Annotated in this window: 23 protein-coding genes and 1 pseudogene; 11 read left to right on the top strand and 13 right to left on the bottom strand. The window is 53.6% G+C overall.

Features of this window, described 5'->3' with window-relative positions; genetic code table 11:
- The first annotated feature begins 3 nt into the window (after positions 1-3).
- Together G523_RS17850 and G523_RS0103900 are read left to right on the top strand one after the other, a co-directional pair.
- On the top strand, positions 4-282 hold the full coding sequence (locus G523_RS17850) for a DUF6471 domain-containing protein (protein ID WP_022693721.1): 279 nt from the start codon (positions 4-6) through the stop codon (positions 280-282).
- A 131-nt stretch (positions 283-413) separates the two neighbouring features.
- Positions 414-716, top strand: coding sequence for a hypothetical protein (locus G523_RS0103900; protein WP_022693720.1), 303 nt, complete (start codon positions 414-416; stop codon positions 714-716).
- Positions 717-1105: 389 nt separating this feature from the next.
- Here the strand turns inward: G523_RS0103900 and G523_RS0103895 are convergent, their stop codons facing one another.
- Positions 1106-1327 carry a hypothetical protein gene (locus G523_RS0103895; protein WP_022693719.1) on the bottom strand — a complete coding sequence of 74 codons (222 nt, stop codon included), beginning with the start codon at positions 1325-1327 and terminating at the stop codon, positions 1106-1108.
- Positions 1328-1455: 128 nt separating this feature from the next.
- Positions 1456-2367: pseudogene (locus G523_RS17845) on the bottom strand (YifB family Mg chelatase-like AAA ATPase); the annotation flags it as partial.
- A gap of 422 nt (positions 2368-2789) precedes the next feature.
- On the opposite strand from G523_RS17845, the gene G523_RS0103885 reads away from it, so the two are divergent.
- Both G523_RS0103885 and G523_RS0103880 read left to right on the top strand, forming a co-directional pair.
- Entirely contained in the window at positions 2790-3203 is a 414-nt protein-coding gene (locus G523_RS0103885) for a TadE/TadG family type IV pilus assembly protein (protein WP_022693717.1), read from the top strand.
- The gene (locus G523_RS0103880; RefSeq protein ID WP_022693716.1) at positions 3200-4639 is read left to right on the top strand and encodes a pilus assembly protein TadG-related protein; all 1440 of its coding nucleotides are present in this window, start codon (positions 3200-3202) and stop codon (positions 4637-4639) included. The genes G523_RS0103885 and G523_RS0103880 overlap by 4 nt, the downstream gene beginning before the upstream one ends.
- Here G523_RS0103880 and gshB read toward each other — a convergent pair.
- The 7 genes from gshB to rsmI all read right to left on the bottom strand — a co-directional run bounded on the left by gshB (position 4624) and on the right by rsmI (position 9748).
- Entirely contained in the window at positions 4624-5577 is a 954-nt protein-coding gene (gene gshB, locus G523_RS0103875) for a glutathione synthase (protein ID WP_027441432.1), read from the bottom strand. The two genes, G523_RS0103880 and gshB, sit on opposite strands and share 16 nt — an antisense overlap.
- 100 nt (positions 5578-5677) lie before the next feature.
- Positions 5678-6715 carry an endonuclease/exonuclease/phosphatase family protein gene (locus G523_RS0103870; protein ID WP_022693714.1) on the bottom strand — a complete coding sequence of 346 codons (1038 nt, stop codon included), beginning with the start codon at positions 6713-6715 and terminating at the stop codon, positions 5678-5680.
- 12 nt (positions 6716-6727) lie between these two features.
- Positions 6728-7135: a hypothetical protein gene (locus G523_RS0103865; RefSeq protein WP_022693713.1), complete on the bottom strand. Its 408-nt coding sequence runs from the start codon at positions 7133-7135 to the stop codon at positions 6728-6730.
- Between the two features lie 251 nt (positions 7136-7386).
- Positions 7387-7683 carry a hypothetical protein gene (locus G523_RS0103860; RefSeq protein WP_022693712.1) on the bottom strand — a complete coding sequence of 99 codons (297 nt, stop codon included), beginning with the start codon at positions 7681-7683 and terminating at the stop codon, positions 7387-7389.
- A gap of 97 nt (positions 7684-7780) precedes the next feature.
- Positions 7781-8440, bottom strand: coding sequence for a BON domain-containing protein (locus G523_RS17840; RefSeq protein ID WP_022693711.1), 660 nt, complete (start codon positions 8438-8440; stop codon positions 7781-7783).
- Positions 8441-8483: 43 nt separating this feature from the next.
- Positions 8484-8867: a YraN family protein gene (locus G523_RS0103850; RefSeq protein ID WP_022693710.1), complete on the bottom strand. Its 384-nt coding sequence runs from the start codon at positions 8865-8867 to the stop codon at positions 8484-8486.
- Positions 8867-9748, bottom strand: coding sequence for a 16S rRNA (cytidine(1402)-2'-O)-methyltransferase (gene rsmI / locus G523_RS0103845; protein ID WP_233347256.1), 882 nt, complete (start codon positions 9746-9748; stop codon positions 8867-8869). Before rsmI ends, G523_RS0103850 begins: the two co-directional genes overlap by 1 nt.
- A 67-nt stretch (positions 9749-9815) precedes the next feature.
- Here rsmI and G523_RS0103840 point away from each other — a divergent pair, with 67 nt between their 5' ends.
- Positions 9816-11123, top strand: coding sequence for a penicillin-binding protein activator (locus tag G523_RS0103840; RefSeq protein WP_027441430.1), 1308 nt, complete (start codon positions 9816-9818; stop codon positions 11121-11123).
- Between the two features lie 2 nt (positions 11124-11125).
- On the opposite strand, the gene hemW is transcribed toward G523_RS0103840, so the two are convergent.
- Positions 11126-12289: a radical SAM family heme chaperone HemW gene (gene hemW / locus G523_RS0103835; RefSeq protein WP_022693707.1), complete on the bottom strand. Its 1164-nt coding sequence runs from the start codon at positions 12287-12289 to the stop codon at positions 11126-11128.
- The gene (rdgB, locus tag G523_RS0103830) at positions 12289-12891 is read right to left on the bottom strand and encodes an RdgB/HAM1 family non-canonical purine NTP pyrophosphatase (RefSeq protein WP_022693706.1); all 603 of its coding nucleotides are present in this window, start codon (positions 12889-12891) and stop codon (positions 12289-12291) included. Before rdgB ends, hemW begins: the two co-directional genes overlap by 1 nt.
- Positions 12892-13305: 414 nt before the next feature.
- Here rdgB and G523_RS0103825 point away from each other — a divergent pair, with 414 nt between their 5' ends.
- The 3 genes from G523_RS0103825 to G523_RS0103815 all read left to right on the top strand — a co-directional run bounded on the left by G523_RS0103825 (position 13306) and on the right by G523_RS0103815 (position 14641).
- A complete protein-coding gene (locus G523_RS0103825) occupies positions 13306-13776 on the top strand; it encodes a DUF2975 domain-containing protein (protein WP_162141023.1) in 471 nt (156 codons plus the stop codon).
- 6 nt (positions 13777-13782) lie between these two features.
- Entirely contained in the window at positions 13783-14022 is a 240-nt protein-coding gene (locus tag G523_RS0103820; protein WP_022693704.1) for a helix-turn-helix domain-containing protein, read from the top strand.
- A gap of 121 nt (positions 14023-14143) precedes the next feature.
- Positions 14144-14641 (top strand): asparaginase domain-containing protein, encoded by a 498-nt coding sequence (locus G523_RS0103815; protein ID WP_022693703.1) that lies wholly within the window; start codon positions 14144-14146, stop codon positions 14639-14641.
- Between the two features lie 3 nt (positions 14642-14644).
- On the opposite strand, the gene G523_RS0103810 is transcribed toward G523_RS0103815, so the two are convergent.
- Positions 14645-16201, bottom strand: coding sequence for a tetratricopeptide repeat-containing sulfotransferase family protein (locus G523_RS0103810; protein ID WP_027441428.1), 1557 nt, complete (start codon positions 16199-16201; stop codon positions 14645-14647).
- A gap of 185 nt (positions 16202-16386) precedes the next feature.
- Between G523_RS0103810 and G523_RS0103805 the strand changes: the two genes are divergently transcribed.
- On the top strand, positions 16387-18906 hold the full coding sequence (locus G523_RS0103805; RefSeq protein WP_022693701.1) for a TonB-dependent receptor: 2520 nt from the start codon (positions 16387-16389) through the stop codon (positions 18904-18906).
- A 74-nt stretch (positions 18907-18980) separates the two neighbouring features.
- Here G523_RS0103805 and rph read toward each other — a convergent pair whose 3' ends face one another.
- Positions 18981-19694 (bottom strand): ribonuclease PH, encoded by a 714-nt coding sequence (gene rph / locus G523_RS0103800; protein ID WP_022693700.1) that lies wholly within the window; start codon positions 19692-19694, stop codon positions 18981-18983.
- A 146-nt stretch (positions 19695-19840) separates the two neighbouring features.
- Between rph and hrcA the strand changes: the two genes are divergently transcribed.
- Together hrcA and G523_RS0103790 are read left to right on the top strand one after the other, a co-directional pair.
- The gene (hrcA, locus tag G523_RS0103795; RefSeq protein ID WP_022693699.1) at positions 19841-20908 is read left to right on the top strand and encodes a heat-inducible transcriptional repressor HrcA; all 1068 of its coding nucleotides are present in this window, start codon (positions 19841-19843) and stop codon (positions 20906-20908) included.
- Entirely contained in the window at positions 20909-21514 is a 606-nt protein-coding gene (locus G523_RS0103790; RefSeq protein WP_022693698.1) for a nucleotide exchange factor GrpE, read from the top strand.
- Positions 21515-21572 lie beyond the last annotated feature (58 nt).

The raw sequence follows: 21572 nt of genomic DNA, 5'->3' as shown, positions 1-21572 counted from the left end.
AGCATGACACTGACGAAAAGCGCGCCGCCAATCCGTAAGGAGCGTCAGGCGGAACGGGTACAGCTTGAGGCTAAGTATCAGGAGAAAGCGAAAGCAATGCTTCGCGACGCCATTGGAACAGAATATGCGACGCTTTCCGAAAAGCTAAATGACGCGGGAATTGACATAACGGCTCGTGGCCTTGAAAACAAAATAGCACGCGGGACATTTTCAGCTGCGTTTATGCTGCAATGTTTGGATTTATTGGCAGACTCCATGCTTGACTCAGGTGAAGAATCTTAAACCAAAAGTGTGACTCTTGCTTGCCATAAGAAACATTTACGTGCTTCTCTCGTTAATATAATTTCCACAGGATGAGTTGACACTCGTGGAAATTGTGCGCATCAGCGCACGCTGTGAAACGGGAGAGCATAATGCAAACACAACTTGGACTTCGTGTTCTGACCTTTAAAGAAGGTGACGTGTTTGTTGCGCAAGCTATTGAGCGCGACATATGCGTTCAAGCGAACGACTTCGACACCCTGAAGAAACGCTTTGAGTGCGTCGTGATGTTGGAACTTGAGAAAAGTCATGGTCGCCAAGACGATACCCCTTTAAGCGGTATCGATGCTGCACCACAAGAATATTTCGACTTGTGGATGAGCCTTGAGAATGATCACCCCATTGACAGATTCAAGCTGCCTGAATTAGCGGTAGAAATGGCTTCCGCTGCATAAGGTTAGATTGAATGGCATTTCCCTTTGGCGGTCACCCCACACTAGGCCAGTATATGGCCGAGGCCGCCAAACAAGGATTTGTTTGTCAAAGTGGTGTCTGTGACTTTACGCCCTTCATAGAAATTACATCTCCAAATGGGTACGTGATTGTACCAATGGGACAAACTGAATTCCTCACGCCATCTATGGTTGATTACTTAGATCGCAGGCTGAAATGGAATTCTCCGTTCGATGGAAAGCCGAAAGTATAATGGGCTGGAATGATGCGCCCGATTATACTCCACAATGGTCATGGAAAGACCTTCGCTGGATATTAGCCATAGTGGCTGTTCTGGCCTTGCCAGTGGCTTGCTGGCTCGTCTTTGACGTTTGGCTAGGTCTGTTTCCTGCTAGTCGCCCTTGATGAAGTTCATAACGATCTCGAACATCCTATCGAGACCGTGAAGGGCATTATCTGATCTCTTCTTTTCCGCGACACTGTAGGCCGCTTTGAATAGCAGTGCGGCCTCTGTTGATGGAATTCCATCAATCATAGCCTGTCTGGTTAGCAGGATCGTCAGCAGACATTCCAGAGCTTCGACGCGGGCTTCAATTGCATCTGTTGGTTTCAATTCTTTACCTCCTATTGCTGGAGGTTTCAGGATTTGAGCAGATGGTTAATGATACCGTTGAAATTATTTAGAATTGACCGGCTTTGGCCTAATCACCAAATTTGGTGAGTTTGCTCCATAATGCCGGGAAATTCCGGCAATTCATCAAGAAACAGAACGCCGTGGTGCGCAAGAGACACCTCTCCCGGGCGCGCGCGGGCGCCGCCGCCGACTAATGCGGCCATTGAGGCAGAATGGTGCGGTGCGCGATACGGCCTGCGACGGGACAGCTCGCCGCGCTCTAAAAGGCCCGCGATGGATTGGATCTGGCTGATCTCTAACAGCTCTTTCGGGGAGAGATCCGGCAATAAGCCCGGCAGGCGCGTTGCAAGCATGGACTTGCCCGATCCCGGCGGACCGCAGAAAACCAGATTGTGCCCTCCTGCTGCCGCGATCTCCAGCGCGCGCTTTGCGCCTTCCTGACCTTTCACATCGCGAAGGTCGGGCGGAGGTGGCAGCGCTTTCGTGTTTCCGGCTTCGGGTGGTTTTAGCTGAAGGCGCCCTGCGCAGTGATTGATGAAGGCCATAAGGCTTTCAATTGCGATCACATTTCCGCCGCCCCAGGCCGCCTCTGCGCCGGAAAGCTCCGGACATATCAAAGAAAGCCCCATAGCCTCAGCGCCGATTGCGGCTGGAAGCGCGCCATAGGTCGGCTGCAAATGCCCGTCCAGGGACAGCTCGCCGATCGCAGCCATACGCTCCAGGGCATCAGATGGAACGGCGTTGATGGAGACTAAAAGAGCTAAAGCGATAGCCAGATCATAATGACTTCCTTCCTTTGGAAGGTCCGCTGGAGCCAGATTTACAATAATTCTTTTGGGAGGAAGGGCGAGACCGATAGAAGAAAATGCCGCGCGCACGCGTTCACGGCTTTCGGCAACCGTCTTGTCTGGAAGGCCTACAATGGAGAAGTGAGGCTGCCCTCCGAGGAGCTGCACCTGAACATCCACTGGTCGCGCTTCGATTCCATCAAATGCAAAAGTAGTAATCCGGCTGACCATTCTGATCTCCTGTCTTGCAACTGAAGATAGACAGGAATGCGCGAACAATACAAGAACAAAAGTGAATCGTTAACGCGAATGGATTTTCCATTAACAAATTAGTTCCGAAACAGAACAAGCTGTCGCGTCAAAGCTGTTAACGATTAGTCCCACGTTGCGACTCGGAAATACACAAGCCAAGTGTCAGATAAAACTGACCTTTTTTTGAACGCGTTCAAAAATAAACGAATAAAATCAGCGGCATTCTTGGCAGAAATGAAATTTCGGCATTTCTATTACAAATAATTACAATAACTAAAAGTTATCAGCTGTGGATAAATCCAAAAAATCCGGGCTGTTTTGTTAACGGTTTGGCTACGGCCCTATGTCATGTTTTCAGTCATTAGCGCGTAATTATCGAGCTATTTTATAAGTGACTTTTTATGAGACATTTCATTTATGACAAAAAAGGGGCATCTGCGGTTGAATTTGCCTTAGTGGCCCCGGTGTTGATGTTCATACTCGCGGCAATTGTCGGTTACGGCATGGTCTTTCTAACTGCGATAAGTCTTCAGCAGCTCGGCGCGGACGTGACGCGCGCGACGATCGGCGGGTTTTCTGCTTCCGAGAAGCAGGAGCTCGCCGCCGAGCACCTGGCCGTTGCTCGCAGAGAGTATGTCCTCATCGATAACAATCAGGTCGCTGTCGATGTAACATATGATGCTGACACGGAAACGACGGTTGTTGAAATCAATTACGATATCACAGGTCATCCGGTAGAGCTGTTTAGCGGCTTGATACCTATGCCTGCGAACACATTCACTGTGCGCCAGAGTATCTCGGAACGGACCACATGAGGTCATTCCGGGAGTATTCGCGAGATACCAGGGGAACATCCCTCATCCTGACAGCGCTCTTTCTGGGCGCTATCTGCGTTCTTGTTGCGGTAGGGGCCAATCTTGGACTCGCCTATCTGGATAAGCGAAAATACCAGTCTGCGTCGGACGTGGCCGCGCTCAGGTTGTCTGAAAGCGCCAATCCACAAGTGTCGGCGCTGCAGGCGCATCTCGATCTTCAGGGATTTGATGATGAGGGTGTTGAGGCGCGTCTCGTCACTGGCATTTATCGCGAGGACGAAACAATTCCTCACAATCAGAGGTTTGAAGAATCCGAAGTGAACTGGAATGCCGTTCGGGTAGAAATCACCTTCCCGATCGAAGAACGCATTATGGGCGGGCTCGTACAGAACGATAACTCATTGCAGGTTCATTCAACGGCCACGCTCAGGCGTAGCGCATCACTCTGGATGGGGTCACGTCTTCTGCGTCTTGAGGGCGGTCTGCCTGCGGCGCTTCTGGATTCACTAGTCGGATATAATGGCCGGATTACGGTTGCCGATTATGAGCAGCTTCTGGATATCGAACTCGATATTTTTCAGGCGCTGGAGATCATAAATACCGACCTGGATCTCGATGCGCTCACATATAATGAGGTTCTCGGAGCGGAGATAACTCTGGGCGATGTGACATCTGCCATCCGGTATTCTGATTTGTCGGGAACGCTCCCGTTCAATCTTCAGCCACCAGGGCGCGCGGCAAGACGAACCCTTTTGCTGAGCGAGATCCTGGATCTGGGCCGTTCTGGTGGACTGGATATTGGAGAGCTTCCGTCCACACGCGCCTTCATGATTTCAGCAGGTGAATTGCTGTTTGCTTCCGCGGCGCTCGCGAACGGAGATAGTCAGGCTGAAGCGGACCTTGAGGTTCTGGGTGATTTCGTTGCTGCGCGTGTTGATATTGGTGATCCGGGCCGTTTTCTTCACTGGGACCATGGCGCTGACGGTTTTGACGAGATGGAGTCCAGCCAGATTGATATCGAGCTGGATATTGGAAGCGGGCTGAATCTTCTCAACACGTCATTGCAACTTGGATCGGCCTCAGCACGTATAACTGACGTTCAATGTGATGCACGAAGAAGTGTTCAAACCGTAACCGTAGAGGCGGAATCGTCGCCAACCACTCTGACTCTCAATCCGTTAAACCTCCGGGATATTACGATCGATCTGTCAGGTGGCGACACTGTCGAGGTGGAGTTTTCCGCAGCTGAAATCGAAGCTGGTACTACGAAGACAGTATCCTCTGGACTGGGCGTCAATCTGAACCGCACGCCGCTTCTTTATCGCCCACTGGTCATTCTGGTGAACGATATTCTGGAAGAGCTCGGCATATATGTTGGCGAAGCTGACCTGCGTGTGACCGATGCCAGCTGCCGTCTGCCTTATCTGGTCGACTGAAGTCTGCGATCCACCGCATCCCAGAAGAGCTGCGCGGCATCAATGCCAGTAAACCGCTTCATCTCCTGAACACCTGTCGGGGAGGTAACGTTGATCTCGGTTAGCTTATCTCCAATGACATCGATGCCGACGAGCACAAGTCCGCGCTCTTTGAGGGCCGGTCCGATGCGGCGACAAATTTCAAGATCGGTTTCAGTGAGGTCCACCGGATGCGCCGTGCCGCCAACGTGCAGATTGGACCGCGCTTCACCTTCTTTTGGGACGCGGTTGATTGCGCCCGCCGGTTCGCCATCAATCAGAATGACGCGCTTATCACCTTTTGAAACGTCCTTCAGGAAGGCCTGAACGATGAAAGGTTCGCGGTTGCGTTCGGTGAACATTTCCAGAAGGGAGCCATAATTGGAATCTTTCGCATTCACTTTGAAAACGCCCGCGCCTCCATTGCCGTAAAGCGGCTTCATAATCACATCGCCATGCTTTTCGCGGAAGGCTGCGATCTCGTCCGGATTACGGGTGATCAGCGTTTCCGGCAGCAGGCCCGGGAACAGAAGCGGGAAGAGTTTTTCAGGCGATGAGCGGACCCATTCAGGGTCGTTCAGGACGAGCGTCTTGCCTTTGAGAAGCTCAAGAAGATGGGCCGCCGTAATGTAGGCCATATCGAAAGGCGGGTCCTGACGCATGAGAACCACATCGACGTCGTCTTCCAGATCGAGGCGTTCATAGTCTTCAAACAGAGCCGGCGTGCCGGGAACGCGCTGGACCTTGGTGCGGCGTGCCTTTGCATAGAGGCGACCGTCCAGACAGGAGAGGTCGTTCGGATGATAGGTCCAGACCTGATAGCCTCTGCTTTCTGCGGCCTCAGCCATGGCAAAAGTGGTATCTGCATTGATATCCACGGTTTCCATCGGGTCCATCTGAATGGCAATTCTGAGGCTCATAGGTGCGTCTCCATAACTGCCGACAGACATATGTATTTCTCTGGCATTTCACCAGAGTAGACGCCTCACTTCATGGTGAGTTTATCTGTCAGGTGTTTTGTTATTCACTATTGGTGCGCCGACGCAGTCGATAAACGGCGGGCTGATGGTCTGTATATTCAAATGCCAGATCAATACCGCGAACATCGACCAGTTCTACGTCGGGCGATAGGAGCAGGCCGTCAATAATCGTGCGGTAGTTCTCATCCGGCTGAAACGGGCGTTCATTTGTGCGCACGGTCGGAACGTTCGCATCAAAGGCGAGATGCCAGCTTTCGGGAAGTTCTTCCTGCGGGAAGTCATGAATCCAGAATAGTGCGTCTTCAGTCGATGTGGACGGGAAGTCTGTCTGCGTCAGGCGCATATTCCAGTCACCGCCGATGACGATGCTTTTGCCTTCTGCATGGAGCTGCTCGGCGAAGTCGATCACAGCGCGTAGCTGTTCGTTTCGTGTGTCCCCGCCCTCATCGAAGGCTGCCAGATGCAGATTGATGACCGCCCACGGCGTGCCTGCGACCTCAACTTCAGAAACCTGCATGTGATAATGGCGCGGAATGAAGCCCATAATAGGTTCAGGTTCACTCGGCAGGCGTACCAGTTCTGGTTGCTGATCGGTGAGGCGTGTGAACATGGACGGCCCATGTTCCAGACGCAAAGGCTCTGGCAACATGCGCGAGCCGATATCGGAGGAGAAAAACATCGTCCAGTCCGAAAGCGTGTCTGCCACAGCAGCGCGTACATCAACGCCACGTGTCAAAAGCCCGGCTGCTGCGGTCTCCTGAAGCAGATAGACATCTACCGGATTGGCAGTCAGCGTTGCCTGAATGCCGGCAAGGTTTTTCTCAACTACAGACACTGATGGCGGCAAAAGCATGTCGCCGCCGTCTGCTTTAAAGTCGGATTCCTCGCCAAGCCCCGCATAGCCGAGATTCCAGGTCATGACGGTGAGTTCAGCCGAGGCCAGAGTTTGAGGCGCAGTATCGGATTTACGGAACACCGTCTTGATCGAGCGGTTGAAGTAGGTGCTGCCAATCGCGACCGCGAGATAAAGCACGATCAGCAGAAGAACGATCAGCACGCCGTATATCATCATTTTCATACGCGCTGTCCTTTAAGTTTTCGATTTCTTGCTGATCATCTTGCGTCCAACCCACTGCATGACGCCAAGTATAGCGGCAAGTCCACCCCATTCATTCGCGAGCCTGCCAATATACCCCAGAATGGATTTTTGATCGTCCAGCGTAAGGTAGATCGTACCATAGCGTTCCAGAAAATCAGGGTCTTCGGGTAATACGCCTTCTCGCATGACATACATCTGCGCGAGAAAATCATCGATCAGACGGGCATACTGGTCAACATAAACCCAGCCTGCTACGCCGAGCACCGTCAACACGCCAACTGCCGTGGTCGCGTGCGTGATGTTTCGGGCGCTTTCGCGGAAGACGCCATAAATCGGGGTGTAGCGGATGACGATATTGATCACGAAAATACCGGCCATGAAGATGAAGGCAGGCACCATATAGAGCTCCACCCTTCCAAGCAGGATTTGAAGATCGATAAAGGATAGTTCAAGTGCGCGTGGAGAATTCGGGTTCTGTGCGAAGAATGACAGGATTTCGGCGCCGCGGGTTTCGAAGCTCTGACCGTCTCGATACGTCTGCTGGACGATGATCAGCGCGAGTAGAAGACCTCCAACAAAGAAGATGATCGAATAGGCGTTATAGACCAGATAGGTGAAGAATAGCGGGCGTTTTTTACCAGCAGGCGCCGTCAGGGCGGTATAAATGCCGTAGAGAATGACGATTCCGCTGACGACGGCGACACTCGCCAGAGCAGCGGGCCATATTCACTGAACAGATCGGCGATGCTGGATTTATCTGAAACGAAATCGATCAGATACAACAAAAGCGCCGCAGCACCGATCAGCACGATCTCGCCGCTCAGGCGGATATCGATGGCGCCGGCCTGAACGCGGATGCCGTGTTCACGTATCCAGATCGGGCCAGCGATCCAATAGGCGAGGATTGCGGATACAGACGCCATCAGAAAACAAATGAATATGATCATACCCGCCCCCGAACGCCGCCATAAAGTGCCACGTTTTCAACGCAGCGTACTTTTACTGGTTGAGGCTGGCAAGTTTGCTTGAGCGGGCGGGACGGTCCTAGCTGGACGGGCCTCCAAGTAACCCTGAGTCCGGATCATATCGATCATTGTTTCCGGAATTCTGCTCCCGGTTCGGGCTGGCAGAATTCGGCTCGCGAATCTGGATATAAGACACCACTTCACGCACGCCGTTCACAACGCTTGCATGCTCTGCAATCTGGCGCAGTTCGTCAGAAGACCGCGCAATGCCCATCAGATAAACGACGCCGTCATAGGTCTCGATATTGATGTTGACGCTTTTGACTTCCTGATCGGTGAAAAGGCGCGTGCGGACGCGAGCCGTAATCCATTCATCATTGAGGTTCTGGCGGACGCCACCGGCTTCACGGACCTGAATCTCATTAGCCACATCTTCGATCAGACCGACGGTCCAGGCGATGCGCTCGACTTCCATGCGGTCTTCTATGGTTTCAACGCGGCCTGTCAGAAGTGCCACGCGTCCGGCGACTTCAACATCGACTTCGTTATAGCGACGTGGGCCAGCGGCCAGCAGCCGGGCTTTCAATTCATTTGATGCGTTTGCGTCATCAAGGCTCTGACCGAGCGTGCGATCCTGAACGGCTGCGACCCCGACGGCACCAGCTGCGCCAACAACACCGGCAACACATCCGCTGAGCGGCAGTATGCAGGCAACCAGTAGTAAGGCGCGAACGGACATGTGTGTCTCCCTGAGTAATCTACTCCAACTTACTCATTGTCTCTTAACCATGAGTTAGGGGAAAATCGGGTCTCCATGCGTCGCGAATGTGGCAAAAGGTTAAACTGGGCGCGATTGCGAACAGATCATAGCGCCGGTCTGCATTGTAAAGATCGCCATGGCGCGACAGCCAGAGGTCTGCGGCTCGGCCAATTCTGACCCAGTTTTGCATGGATACGGCCTCTTTTGCATCATCGAGGCGGGCGCGCTTCTTCACTTCGATAATGACGACAAGACCGCCTTTTCGGCAGACAATGTCGAGCTCTCCGGTTGCTAGCTTTTGCCGTGTTGCGAGGATTTTATAGCCCTTTAGCGTGAGCATGAGACAGGCATAGCGTTCGGCCCAGCGGCCTGCAGCTTCTGCTTTCTGCCGCTTATTCTGCGCCATTACCCGTTGTCACCGCGCGCTTTGTGCTGAAGGGATACGGCGCGAGCGTAAAGTTCGCGCTTGGGACGATCAAACTTTTTTGACGCTTCGGCGGCAGCGCCCTTAGCACCAAGATTGGCCATACGGTCGATCAGATAAGCGTCGATATCCTCTTCGCTGACCTCCACCTGCCCTTCACCGGTGAGTGATACCATCAGGACGATCTCACCTTTAGGCGGGCCGTCTTCCTGGAGCTGACTGAGAAAGGCACCAGCCTCTGAATGAATTATGGTTTCGAACATTTTGGTCAGCTCGCGTGCCATAACGAGTTCGGTTTCGGCGCCAAACACCTCGATGATTGCCGCAACCGTGTCATCGAGCCGGTTGCCGCTTTCATAGAGAACCAAAGTCGTTTTCTGGTCCGCAAAGGATTTGAGGCGCTCAAGGCGCTGACCGGTTTTCACCGGCAGAAAGCCTGCAAAGGTGAAGGTGTCGGTGGGTAGGCCACCCGCGCTCAGGGCTGCGGTTAAAGCGGACGGGCCTGGAATGGGGATGACATCAAAGCCTGCCTCGCGCACATCGCGGACCAGTTTAAAGCCCGGGTCTGAAATGAGCGGCGTGCCCGCATCCGAAACAAGGGCGAGGCGTTCGCCTTTTTCCAGCGCCTCAATGATAACAGGCCGCATCTGCGCCCCATTATGGTCATGGTAGGTGCGTAGGGTAGTTTTAATTCCATAGGCATCCAGCAGGCGCCGTGTCTGCCGGGTGTCTTCTGCGTAAATCACATCCACGGCGGTAAGCGTATCGAGCGCGCGTAAAGTTATGTCCCGGAGATTGCCAATTGGTGTTGCCACCACATACAAAGCCGATGACAAATCGACTGAGCGAATAAGTTGTGTCACGGGCATTACCTCGATAGCGTCCATAAGGTATGACGGTCCGATCTTCGGGGACCTGGGAGAGTAGACGATGAAACCGGTTCTAGCTTTAAGGCAGTTTTCTGTGGTGCCAAGCCTGCTTCTGGCGGGATTGCTTGCGGCATCCTGTGCAACTGCACCTGCGCGCCCGCCTGTACCGATCTCTACAGGTGAGCCGCGTACAGAGCCTGAGCCGCCGCCTCCGCCAACCGATGAGCTGCCTGAGCCTGAAGAGGTTCTGCCGGAAGAGCCTGAAGAAACCGGTCCGGATGCGCGCCTCTTCCTCACACCTGAATTCATGGAAGGCCGCCAGATCCGCCGTGTTGGCGTACTTCTGCCTTTCTCTCACTCGCGCGCGGGCGTGCGTTCGCAAGCCTCAGGTCTTCTTGCCGCTATCGAGATGGCTCTGTTCGATCAGGCTGGCACAGACATTCTGATTATTCCGAAGGACACTGCCGGTGATGCGCGCCAGTCTGCTGCTGCAGCCACTGAAGTGATCAATGAAGGCGCTGACGTCATTATCGGTCCGCTGTTTGCGACGAGTGTTCAGTCGGTTGCGACAACGGCGCGAGCCGTAGACATTCCAATCATTGCCTTTTCGAATGACCGGTCTGCGGCGGGTGGCGGCGCTTATTTGATGAGCTTCCCGCCGGAAGAAGAAGTCGCGCGCATTGTGGATCACACAATGGCTCAGGGCATTCGCAAGTTTGCCTTTATGGGGCCAGCGTCTACCTATTCGCGCCGCGTGGAAACGGCTCTGCGTTTTGAAGCAGCCCGTCGCGGCGGCATTGTCATCGCGTCCGAATTCTACGCACCAGACAATCAGGCGCCGGTGGATGAGGCGCGCCGTCTTGCTGGGCGTATCAATAGTTCACTTATGAACCGGACTGAGCGCGTTGCAGTGATGATCCCGGATAATGGCGTTCAGCTTCGCGCAGTCGCTCCGCTGCTTCCATACTATGAAGTAAATCTGCGCCAGCTTCAGTATATCGGTACATCCATCTGGAACGATCCGCAAATCTGGCGTGAGCCGGTTCTGGAGAACGCCATCTTCGCGATGCCTGATCCGCAGGACACTGAATATTTCAGCAATGCGTTTCAGGGCGTTTACAATAGCGAACCTGCCTCGCTTGCCAGCCTTGGTTATGATGCTGCGGCGCTCTCTATATCTTTCCTCACCGATGGCCGCGTTTCAGAAGATGAACTTCTCGAAGCTGACGGCTTTCGCGGTGTGAATGGTCTCTTCCGTTTTCGTGAAGACGGTACAATCGAGCGCGGTCTGTCTATCATGTCGATCCGCCCGAGCGGTCCGGTGCTGGTCGAAGACGCGCCAGACAGTTTTGTGGTCGGCGGCAGCTAGGCTCAGGGCAGGATTTCGCCGGCAATATAATCAGCCAGCAACCAGCCTTTTTCGGTCAATGATATGCGGCCAGCTTCTTCAAGGAGCTGGCCGTTTTCTGTGAAGCTCTCAAGCTTGCGGGCGTTGAGCGGTGCGCCAAGGCGGGCCTCGACACTGGCGCGATCCACACCTCGCTTTGAACGCAGGCCCAGAATGACCGCTTCTTCAGCCGCTTCAATGCCAGTGAGGGAGAAAGTCTCAGCCGAGCCGGTGCCTCGCTCTTCGACGGCGCTGATATAATCCGGAACGCGTTGTTCAGCGATTGTCGTCGTGCGCCCGTCCGGTAATTCCAGCTTACCTTCTGCGCCGGGGCCGATGCCAAGCCATTCGCCGTTCAGCCAATAGGTGAGGTTATGTCGCGAGCAATAGTCTTCAGAACGCGCATGGTTGGAGACTTCATACGCGGGCAGGCCCCGCTTAGCAGTTAGCTTCAGCGTCTCTATATAAAGGTCCGCCTGCTCATCTTCGCCCAGAGGTATGAATTGCTCGCGCTCGACCTGTTTGGCAAACGCGGTCTTCTCTTTGATTGTCAGTTCATAGAGTGACAAATGCGGCGTGCCCTTTGAAAGCGCGCTATCGAGCTCCTCCAGCCAAGCATGAATGCTCTGGCCCGGCCGCGCATAAATCAGATCAATCGATGTGTTCGGAAAAACATTTAGCGCTGCATCAATCGCCTTGCGGGCTTCGTCGCTGGTGTGATTGCGCCCAAGAAAGCGAAGCGCATCGTCATTCAAAGCCTGCACGCCGAGTGAAAGCCGGTTTACGCCTGCGGCCTTCCACGCTTTCAGGCGTTCGGGCGTGATGTCTTCAGGATTGGCTTCCAGAGTGATCTCGATATCGCCATCCGGCTCAAATTGAACGGCGGACGTTTCTATCACCTCGGATAGAAATGACGGGGCACACAAAGAGGGCGTACCACCGCCAAAGTATAAAGATGTGAGTGTGCGGCCCGTCAGGCCGGCCGCATATCCTTCAATATCTTTCAGGATCGCTGCTTCCAGAGCTGAAGTGTCCCGCGATTTCGCCGCATAGACGTTGAAATCGCAATAAGGACAAATCTTCGCGCAATACGGCCAGTGGACGTATATGCCGAACAGCTCATCAGGAAGGCGCGGCGAGCCCGACATTAAATCTCCAGCGCAGCCTTCAGCTTCACAAAAGCATCGGCGCGGTGACTCATGGCATGTTTCCGGTCAGGATCCATTTCGCCGAATGTGATGGTTTCGCCCTCAGCGACGAAAATAGGATCATAGCCAAAGCCTTTATCGCCGCGGGCTGGGAATTCCAGATGGCCACGAACTTCGCCTTCAAAGATTTCGGTATGGCCATCCGGCCAGCCAATGGCGAGGGCGCAGACGAATCGCGCCGAATAATCGTCGGCATTCTTTTCTACCAGAGCGGTCTGAACTTTCTTCATGGCATTTTCAAAGCTGCGCGGCTCACCGGCCCAGCGCGCTGAATAAATGCCTGGCTGACCATCCAGAGCGAACACTTCAAGGCCTGAATCATCTGACAAAGCAGGCTCGCCAGTGGTCCTTGCGGCTGCCAAAGCCTTCAAAGCGGCATTGCCCGTAAAAGTTTTTTCGGTCTCTTCCGGCTCTGCAAGATCAAGTTCGATCGCAGAGCGTACCTGGAACCCCAAAGGCTCAAATAGTGCCTTCAATTCTTTGACTTTTCCGGAGTTGTGGGTGGCGGCAATCAGGTTGCCGGGAGCAAGCTTTCTGGTCATCAGATCACACCTTCATCACGTCGATTTTATGTTTTTCGATAAATTTATGCTTGATTGTTTTTCGATAAATCATTATTGTTTATGGACAAGTCGAGGCGAGCCACTTTCCTCCCGACATAGTGTCACGGTTCGTTGAACGGCTTTCTAACTAGAGCAAGAAGGACTTTTTTAAAATGCGTACTCTCAAATCCGGCGTAACGGGTCTCATGATCGGGCTGGTTTATTTTGGCGCGCCCATGGTAGTACTAACCGGTTACCTCACCGCACTTTCGCCCTTGAGCGTATAGTAGTTGCGGTTTAGGCAGGGTGGTGAGCATATGGCCTCCACCCTTGCAACGAACAACTGGAGCTGACGACACAATGCCGCTGAAGGCTTTAGGAAAAGGATCAATCGCTTCGGCACTGCATGTGCTGATGAGCGTTATCACCAGCCTTGGCTGGCTGGTTCTGGGTATCTGCGTCACGGTTCTTGTGATCGCAATGGCCACTGATCTCTCCGGCGGCGCACTGCAATTGCCTGTGCTTGAAGGCAATATCTCCGTTGATACGCCGACCTATCTGATCGGCTTTGCAAGTCTCATCGTTATCCTGGTCGGATTCATTCTTATGGCCGGCCAGCTCAAGCGTATTCTCAAAACTCTTATTGATGGCGATCCATTCGTCCCGGAAAACGCGCGCCGACTTACACGGCTTGCGCTGATTGTCGCGGGAATGGAACTTTGTCGCCACGCCATTGGTTTTGCAGCTAAAATGTTCCTGGTGAATACATCAGTGAACTTCTCTGTTAACCTCGCCGCATGGGTCGCGGTGATCACTCTTATGGTCCTGAGCCAGGTGTTTGCCGAAGGCACGCGCTTGCGCGAAGAAGAAAAAATGACAATCTGATAATATATGCCGATTCGCGTTACCCTAGATCGCGTCCTTCTGGACCGCCGCATGTCACTGACGGAGCTCAGTGATAGGGTCGGTGTGACACTCGCCAACCTGTCTATTCTCAAAACCGGTAAGGCGAAAGCCGTCCGGTTCTCAACGCTGGAAGCGCTTTGCCGCGAGCTGCACTGTCAGCCGGCAGATCTTCTTGTGTTTGATGATGAAGAGGATGAGGACGGCCAGCAAGCCGCGGCCGAGTGAATTCACGCCCGGACTCTGTCCGGACATGACCATTTCTGATATTTCTTCAATCAAGCGACGCGCGGAAAACCTGTTCCCGCGTTCTTTTTATGTCTGACACCTGGCAGGACGGCACCACGCTATGTCTATGGAAAAACTCGTTATCCTCACCACAGGCGGAACGCTCGATAAGGATCATGACACCTTCACCGAGAGTCTGGTTCTCAACACTGAGAACGTGACCAATGTGCCGGAACTGTTGCGGGTCGGGAAAACGCATTTTCCGCGTGTGCAGCCCATTATGAGCCTTGATAGCGCTGATATGACAGAAGACCACCGCGCGCACATTCTAAGTGCCGTGAAGATTGTACCTGAAACGCATATCGTCATCACGCACGGCACCAGTACGATGGGTGAAACAGCTCGGTTTCTTGATGGAAAGACTGGCGACAAGACGGTTGTGCTGACAGGTGCGCTTCGCCCGTTCGCGCTCGGAAAGTCGGATGCTGGTTTTAATGTGGGCGGTGCAGTGGTTGCAGCCCAGGCTCTGCCGGTTGGCGTGTACGCGGTTATGAATGGCCGCATCTTCACGGCTGATGAGGTTTCGAAGGACGCCAAATCGGGCCGGTTTGATGTTTAGGGATCAGAACTCCAGATTTGCGTCGCGCAGTATTTCCAGAGCGGGCTGCATAGCGTCTTCACATTTCTGCCAACGACCGACTGAACTTGTGTAGACGGGCTTGCGAACCTGAGTGGCACTCGCTGTCGCAACGGCGGCCTTGCTCTCATGGAATCGCATGCAGGCCTCTTCAAACGGCAGATCGCAAAACGCGAGAAGCCTGCGCACCTCCTCTTCAGTGTGAGTAACGAGCTGTTCGTAATGCACCGATGTGAAGGCTTTTTCGGGTATGCGCTCGGAAAAAGCGTCCATAAGCTTATTGAACTCTACCACATAGCGTGCGGCAAGTTTCAGGTCGTAGGCGTAGGTGTAGAAGGAAAATGCTGTCGCGAATAGTTGTCTGTAATTGCTGAGCACAGTGTCTGCAGGATTTCTCCGCACACAGATTACACGTGCATTTGGAATGGCGGATAGAATAGCAGGTACGTAAAAGAAATTGAGTGGCATTTTATCCGTGAAGCGCCCGGTTAGTTGCAGCGTGGCTTCAACAGATTTCAGATAGCGCTGACCGAGCGCTTTCATATCCAGCGTTTCAGTGGCGCGCAGCGTTTCCTCATCCAGAACCAGCGGGCTTTTTGTGGCAGCCTGGCGTTTCAGCGCGATTGAGAAATCACCGAGTTCGCCTCCGGAGGTTACGGACGAATGTGAAGACACAATCCGGTCGACGAGTGTCGTGCCCGTTCTGGGCATCCCGACGATAAATATTGGACCATTTGCTGTATCGTTGGGTGAAATATTCAGTGTAGCTGCGAGGTGTCTGGCTGCGTCAAAGCAAGCGCGGTCTTCATCTTCACGCGGTTTCAGCGTTGCCAATTTAATGGCCTTGCCCTGCGCCAGCCATGTCATGGCTTCCTGTTGATCGCCCATATCCTCTTGGGTTTTAGCGATCGCATGCGCAAGCTGCAATTTGGCATCAGTGTCAGATACAGCTCGCTGATCCCAGTCGGCTTTAAGTTCGCGCAGTGAATTATCCTGCTCTGATTGGGTGGTTATTGACACCAAGGCAACTCGTGCACGGGTATTGCGAGGTGCGAGCGCAAGACAGGCTTGAAAGGCGTCGCCAGCTTCTTTGAAGCGTCCCACAAATTGCAACGCCGCTCCGAGATTGTATTGATAATCGGCGATGTTCGGATTTCTGGCGCAGGCTTTCTGATAAAACGCGACAGCTTCATCGTGCAGGCCAGCCCGACTCAGGACAACACCGATCGTGTCCAGTGTCAGCGCATCGACTGGGCCCGCGCTGATTGCATGTCTCACCATGCTGACTGCTTCATCGCGGCGATTAAGCGCGATCAGGCAGCGGGAAATCTGGGCACATGTCTCCGCCTCACTATAACCAGAAGTGCGCGCGCGTCCGTAGATATCGAGTGCTTTTGCAAAATTGTTATGATCTGCAGTGAGCTGCCCGAGAAGGAAATAGGCTTCTCCGTCTGACGGATTGTTCTGCAGAGACCGAATACAGAGCGCGTGAGCTTCCTTGTATTTTTTCTCCGCCAAAAGTTGGCGTGCTATTTTTAACACAGAATAGTCTTTTCGTTCATGGTGGGTGAAATGCCTATTTTTTGCTTTCGACGTCGCCAATAAGATGCAAATGTCCACAGTAAAGGACTAATTTTGGGAGAGTTGTCCGCAAGGGGCTTCCATACTGAATAGCTTTTTTCCAGACAATTCTGGTTGGTTTGTAGCGTTCAATCAAGGAATAAAAGATGAAACTTTCACTTCTTATGACGTCGAGTGCGCTCGCGGTCGCTTCGCTCGCAATGCCTGCGATTGCGCAGGATGCTCCGGGTGCGGAAGACGCAGTTTCACGTCAGGATACAGTTCTTGTGACGGCAACTCGCCGCGAGGGCACTGTACAGACAGTACCTCTTAATATCGCAGCTATTGGTGCTGAGCAGATCGAAGAGCAGGGCATTGAAGAGCTTGCAGACCTGATCGCATCGGTACCGGGGATAAACATTGTCGACCGTGGCGGTCGTCAGGGTAACCCGATCATTGTGCGCGGTATCAACGCTGACCCGATCAACTCGGGCGATGGCGATAATAGCGGTGGCGGCACTGTTGCAACCTATCTCGGTGAAGTTCCGCTTTTCATCGACCTGAAACTGAATGACATGGAACGGGTCGAGGTTCTGCTTGGTCCACAGGGCACACTGTATGGTGCGGGCACGCTTGCTGGTGCAATCCGCTATATTCCGGTTCGCCCGCAAATTGGCGAAAACACTTTTGAGATGCGCGCTGATCTTTATCAGTACTCTGAAGCGTCTTCCATGTCTCAGGACGTTGGCATTACGTTTAACCAGACGATCTCTGACACATTTGCGATCCGTGGCTCTGTCGATGTTTTGCGCGATTCTGGTTTCGTAGACCAGCCATTCCTGGTCCAGACGCTCGGTGTTTCCAACCCTGATCCTGATTTTGGTAACCCGGCTGATGTTGCAGCGAATCTGACGAGCATGGAAGATGTCGACTCAGAGGATGCGATTTCAGGTCGTATCGCCGCGCGCTGGACACCAACGGACTGGCTCGATGGTACGCTGACATACTATTTCCAGGACGTTGACGTTGGTGGCCGCCGCATCTCTCATGGCATGACGACCTACCCGAACTATAACGGTACTCAGCAGCTTTTCTCTGCAGGTGAGTTCGAAAGTGCGAGCCGTATTCTTGAGCCAAACTCTATCACAAACGAGCTTCTCGCGCTTGAATTCACGGCTGACCTCGGGTTTGCAGAGCTGACATCTGCGACGGGTTATTCAGAGTTCGCTGATGATGGTAACCGCGACCAGAACAATCTTCTGATTACTCTGGAGTATTCTTACGAGTTGTTCCCTGCGTTCGGTTCTATGACACACGAAGTTGGTGAGACAGATACCTTCACTCAGGAACTTCGCCTCGTCTCAACTACAGACGGACCGTTCAACTGGATCGTCGGTGCATTTTATTCTAACTCGGAAAGCGCAGCATTCTCCGCTGAATACACGCCGAACTACGATACATATGCTATCAACACACTGGGCTTCACCTTCCTGGAAGATCATCCGAATGACCTTGAGTACTTCTCACAGAGTCTTATTGAGCTTACAGAGTCCGCCTTCTTCGGTGAAATCGGCTATGACATTACAGACCGTTGGTCTGTTACCATCGGTGGTCGATATTATGATTATGAGCTGAAAGAATTCAGCGCGGTTGATTTCCCGTTGTTTGACCAGACGTTCAATGAACAGACTCTCGACCAGATTCGCGCGAACTCGTTTGACCCGACACTCGGTCAATCTGATGATGGCTTCCTCTACAAGTTCAATACGTCTTACCAATTCACTGACGATATTCTGGGTTACTTCACAGTGGCTGAGGGGTATCGCATTGGTAATTCCAACGGACTTGGCACGTGTGCGGCTTACGATCCAAACGCTACGCAGGGCGCATGTGCGTTGGCGCCAGGTCAGCAATATGGCCCGAACCCGGGTGATGTCGCTCAGTTTGACGAGCGCGCATATGGTCCTGACCAGACAACGAGCTATGAGATTGGTGCAAAGACCGCATGGCTCGATGGCGATTTGATCCTGAACGGTGCGATCTTCTTCGTTGAGTGGACGGATCCACAGGTATCTTCTGCGACGGTAAACGCGAATATTCCGATCACGGTCAACGCTGCGGGCGCAGAGTCCAAAGGTCTTGAACTTCAGGGGTCATGGCAGGTTAACGACCAGTTCAGCCTGCGCGGTTCATTCTCTCACGCTGCAACGGAGCTGACAGAAGATGTGCCATTCCTCATTCGCACGATTACGCCTCCGGGGTTTGGTACTGCGTTTGAAGATGGTCAGGCTGGCGATCGTCTGCCGGGCTCTCCTGAAAACCAGTTCGCAATTTTCGGTGAATACGTCATGCCGCTTGCCAGCGGCAATGAAGTTACGGTTCGCGGTGGGTACAACTGGCAGGGGGACATTCTCACTCGTACGGGCGGGCGTGGTTCATCTCTGACGGTTCCAGACGTTGGCTTGGCCAATGCATCCGTCACTTATGCGGCAGATAACTGGGATGCGTCTCTCTACGTGAAAAACCTGTTCGATGAGTATGTGATCACCGGCTATGTTGGCACGCCGCTGTCAGCGCAGGTCGCTTCTGACATCAATGGTGACCCGGTTACGGTTCGTAATCCATACGCAACCATCGGCGCGCCGCGTACGGTTGGCGTACGCTTCCGTTACTTCATCGGCGAATAAGTCGCTCATACGGCCTGAATAGAAACGCCGCCCTTCGAGGCGGCGTTTTTTTTGTTGTCCAATGCTGGAACGTGCTACCCAATCGCGGCGCGCTGCGCCTCGAAAAGTTCGCCGCAGCCTTTTTGCGCCAGACGCATCAGCTCAGCGAATTCGTTCGGCGTGAAGCTACGCTCCTCGCCTGTGCCCTGAATTTCGATGATGTTGCCGTCAGAGGTCATCACGAAGTTCGCATCGACTTCGCCTTCTGAATCTTCCGGATAATCAAGGTCCAGAACCGGTACGTCTTTATAGACGCCGCAAGAAATGGCTGCTGCCTGCGCTGTCAGCGGGAAGCTGTCGATCACGCCTTCTTTGACGAGGTATTTGCACGCCAGAGCCAGCGCCACATAACCGCCGGTGATAGAGGCTGTACGTGTGCCGCCGTCTGCCTGAATGACGTCGCAGTCAATGGTGATCTGGTTTTCGCCAAGCGCCTTCAGGTCTGTGATTGCGCGAAGCGAACGACCGATCAGACGCTGGATTTCCTGCGTACGGCCGGACTGTTTGCCAGCGGCAGCTTCACGGCGTCCGCGTGTGTGTGTCGCGCGTGGCAGCATGCCATACTCGCCCGTGACCCAACCTTCGCCTTTGCCCTTCATCCAGCCTGGAACCCGTGGCTCCCAGCTTGCTGTGCAGAGCACATGCGTATTGCCGAATTTGGCAAGGCATGAGCCTTCCGCATACGCGTTCACATTGGTTTCGAGTGAAATGGTTCGAAGCTGGTCTGCCTGCCGTCCGGATGGGCGCATGATATTATCTCCAGATGAAATTGGGTGCCGGTCTAATCATCACCGGACGGTTCGTCTATCATGGCCTGCAGGAAAGACTTGTATTTTCTGGCAATGACCTCAAATCTTGAGGCGCGAAAGACCTCAAACGCTCGGACCCTTCAGTTATGACCAGCCTGCAAGCGCTCGACCGTAGATCGCGGGAAATATTTAAGACGATTGTAGAGGCTTACCTTGAAACAGGCGAGCCGGTTGGCTCGCGCACGATTTCCAAGCGCGGTGTGGACCTGTCGCCTGCGTCTATTCGCAATGTGATGGCGGACCTTGTCTCGCTCGGGCTTCTTGACGCGCCCCATATCAGTGCCGGTCGCAGGCCGAGCCATGCGGGCCTTCGCTTTTTTGTCGATAGCCTTCTGGAAGTCGGTGAAGTGGGTGAGGACGATCGCGACCAGATCGAATCGCGTCTTGCTGCCGTCAGCAGGGATATGGATGAGCTTCTGAATGAAGCGTCCGAGGTTTTGTCCGGCCTGACAGGCGGAGCGAGTCTGGTGTCATCTCCGAAGAGCGATGATCCGGTCCGTCAGGTAGAGTTTATTCCGCTCGGGCCGGCGCGCGCGCTATGTATTCTCGTCTCTGATGGCGGCGATGTTGAAAACCGCATCATTGATTTCGGACCGGAGATCGGCCCAACCACGCTGATGGAAGCGTCGAACTATCTCACGGCGCGGATGCGCGGGCGTCGCCTGTCAGAAGCGCGCATGGAGATTGAACGCGAACTCAGCGAAAAACGCGCTCAGCTCGATGCCGCGGCGGCCAATCTTATCCGCCTTGGCGTTGTTGAATGGTCTGGTGAAGAACCGGATCGCGGACGGTCTTTGATCGTGCGCGGGCGTGCAAATCTGCTTGAAACGGCCAGCGCAAAGGAAGATCTTGACCGGATCGGCCATCTTTTCGATGAGCTGGAACGGAAAAAAAGCATGCTGGAAGTGCTTGATTCTACTAGAGATGCTGCCGGAGCGCGCATTTTTATCGGCTCTGAGAACTCTCTCTTTTCACTTTCGGGTTCCAGCATGATCGTCTCTTCCTATATGAACAGCGACCGAAAAGTTGTAGGCGCTCTGGGCGTGATCGGACCAACGAGTCTGAATTATGCCCGGGTGATACCTATGGTAAACTATACAGCCAAAGTGGTAGGCCAGATACTGGATGGCCGCCAAAAACGGGATGGACAGTAAATGAGTGACGGCAGAGACCCATCAGAAATCCAGGACGATGTGGAGCTGAGCGAAGCTGCACAGGAAATGGCTGACGCTATGGAAGCGGCGGCTAACGAGATGGACGGCAAGCAGGCTGACGACGAAATCTCTATGGAGCAACGCTTCCAGATGCTGGCCGACGAGAACGCGAAGCTGAAAGATCAGGTGCTGCGCGCACATGCCGAGATGGACAACATTCGTAAGCGTGCCGAGCGTCAGGTAGCTGACACACGCGTTTATGCCGTTGAGAAATTCGCTGGCGATCTTCTGCCTGTGTCTGACAACTTCGCGCGCGCGCTTGATGCGCTGCCTGAAGGCGAACGTGATGGCCTTTCCGATGCGGGTAAAAACCTGCTCGTTGGTGTAGAAGCGATCCAGAAAGAGCTGCACGCGACGTTTGCCCGTCACGGCGTTACGGCGATCCACGCAGAACCGGGCTCTGATTTTGACCCGAACCTGCATCAGGCCGTCAGCCAGATGCCGTCCGAGCATCCATCAGGCAAAGTCGCCGCGACGTTCCAGACAGGTTGGAAGATTGGTAACCGCACGCTTCGCGCCGCTATGGTGGCCGTTAGCGCGGGCTGATCCTCTTCTGAAATCTTTAATTTTGAAAGAGCCGGGCCATGCGTCCGGCTTTTTTGCG

The sequence above is a fragment of the Ponticaulis koreensis DSM 19734 genome (assembly GCF_000420665.1).
Lineage (GTDB): Bacteria > Pseudomonadota > Alphaproteobacteria > Caulobacterales > Hyphomonadaceae > Ponticaulis > Ponticaulis koreensis.
The sequence above is the reverse complement of the archived record's forward strand: the minus strand, read 5'-3'. Positions and strand labels throughout refer to the sequence as shown.

Excerpts from the sequence above, each read along its gene's own strand:
- gshB (WP_027441432.1), bottom strand. The coding sequence starts at position 5,577 with ATGAGCCTCAGAATTGCCATTCAGATGGACCCGATGGAAACCGTGGAT.
- G523_RS0103865 (WP_022693713.1), bottom strand. The coding sequence starts at position 7,135 with ATGGTGCCTGCCTTCATCTTCATGGCCGGTATTTTCGTGATCAATATC.
- rdgB (WP_022693706.1), bottom strand. The coding sequence starts at position 12,891 with ATGACCAGAAAGCTTGCTCCCGGCAACCTGATTGCCGCCACCCACAAC.
- G523_RS0103885 (WP_022693717.1), top strand. The coding sequence starts at position 2,790 with ATGAGACATTTCATTTATGACAAAAAAGGGGCATCTGCGGTTGAATTT.
- G523_RS0103870 (WP_022693714.1), bottom strand. The coding sequence starts at position 6,715 with ATGAAAATGATGATATACGGCGTGCTGATCGTTCTTCTGCTGATCGTG.
- G523_RS0103880 (WP_022693716.1), top strand. The coding sequence starts at position 3,200 with ATGAGGTCATTCCGGGAGTATTCGCGAGATACCAGGGGAACATCCCTC.
- G523_RS0103820 (WP_022693704.1), top strand. The coding sequence starts at position 13,783 with ATGCCGATTCGCGTTACCCTAGATCGCGTCCTTCTGGACCGCCGCATG.
- hrcA (WP_022693699.1), top strand. The coding sequence starts at position 19,841 with ATGACCAGCCTGCAAGCGCTCGACCGTAGATCGCGGGAAATATTTAAG.
- rph (WP_022693700.1), bottom strand. The coding sequence starts at position 19,694 with ATGCGCCCATCCGGACGGCAGGCAGACCAGCTTCGAACCATTTCACTC.
- G523_RS0103850 (WP_022693710.1), bottom strand. The coding sequence starts at position 8,867 with ATGGCGCAGAATAAGCGGCAGAAAGCAGAAGCTGCAGGCCGCTGGGCC.
- G523_RS17850 (WP_022693721.1), top strand. The coding sequence starts at position 4 with ATGACACTGACGAAAAGCGCGCCGCCAATCCGTAAGGAGCGTCAGGCG.
- G523_RS0103790 (WP_022693698.1), top strand. The coding sequence starts at position 20,909 with ATGAGTGACGGCAGAGACCCATCAGAAATCCAGGACGATGTGGAGCTG.
- G523_RS17840 (WP_022693711.1), bottom strand. The coding sequence starts at position 8,440 with ATGTCCGTTCGCGCCTTACTACTGGTTGCCTGCATACTGCCGCTCAGC.
- G523_RS0103805 (WP_022693701.1), top strand. The coding sequence starts at position 16,387 with ATGAAACTTTCACTTCTTATGACGTCGAGTGCGCTCGCGGTCGCTTCG.
- G523_RS0103840 (WP_027441430.1), top strand. The coding sequence starts at position 9,816 with ATGAAACCGGTTCTAGCTTTAAGGCAGTTTTCTGTGGTGCCAAGCCTG.
- G523_RS0103815 (WP_022693703.1), top strand. The coding sequence starts at position 14,144 with ATGTCTATGGAAAAACTCGTTATCCTCACCACAGGCGGAACGCTCGAT.
- G523_RS0103860 (WP_022693712.1), bottom strand. The coding sequence starts at position 7,683 with ATGATCATATTCATTTGTTTTCTGATGGCGTCTGTATCCGCAATCCTC.
- hemW (WP_022693707.1), bottom strand. The coding sequence starts at position 12,289 with ATGTCGGGCTCGCCGCGCCTTCCTGATGAGCTGTTCGGCATATACGTC.
- G523_RS0103900 (WP_022693720.1), top strand. The coding sequence starts at position 414 with ATGCAAACACAACTTGGACTTCGTGTTCTGACCTTTAAAGAAGGTGAC.
- G523_RS0103825 (WP_162141023.1), top strand. The coding sequence starts at position 13,306 with ATGAGCGTTATCACCAGCCTTGGCTGGCTGGTTCTGGGTATCTGCGTC.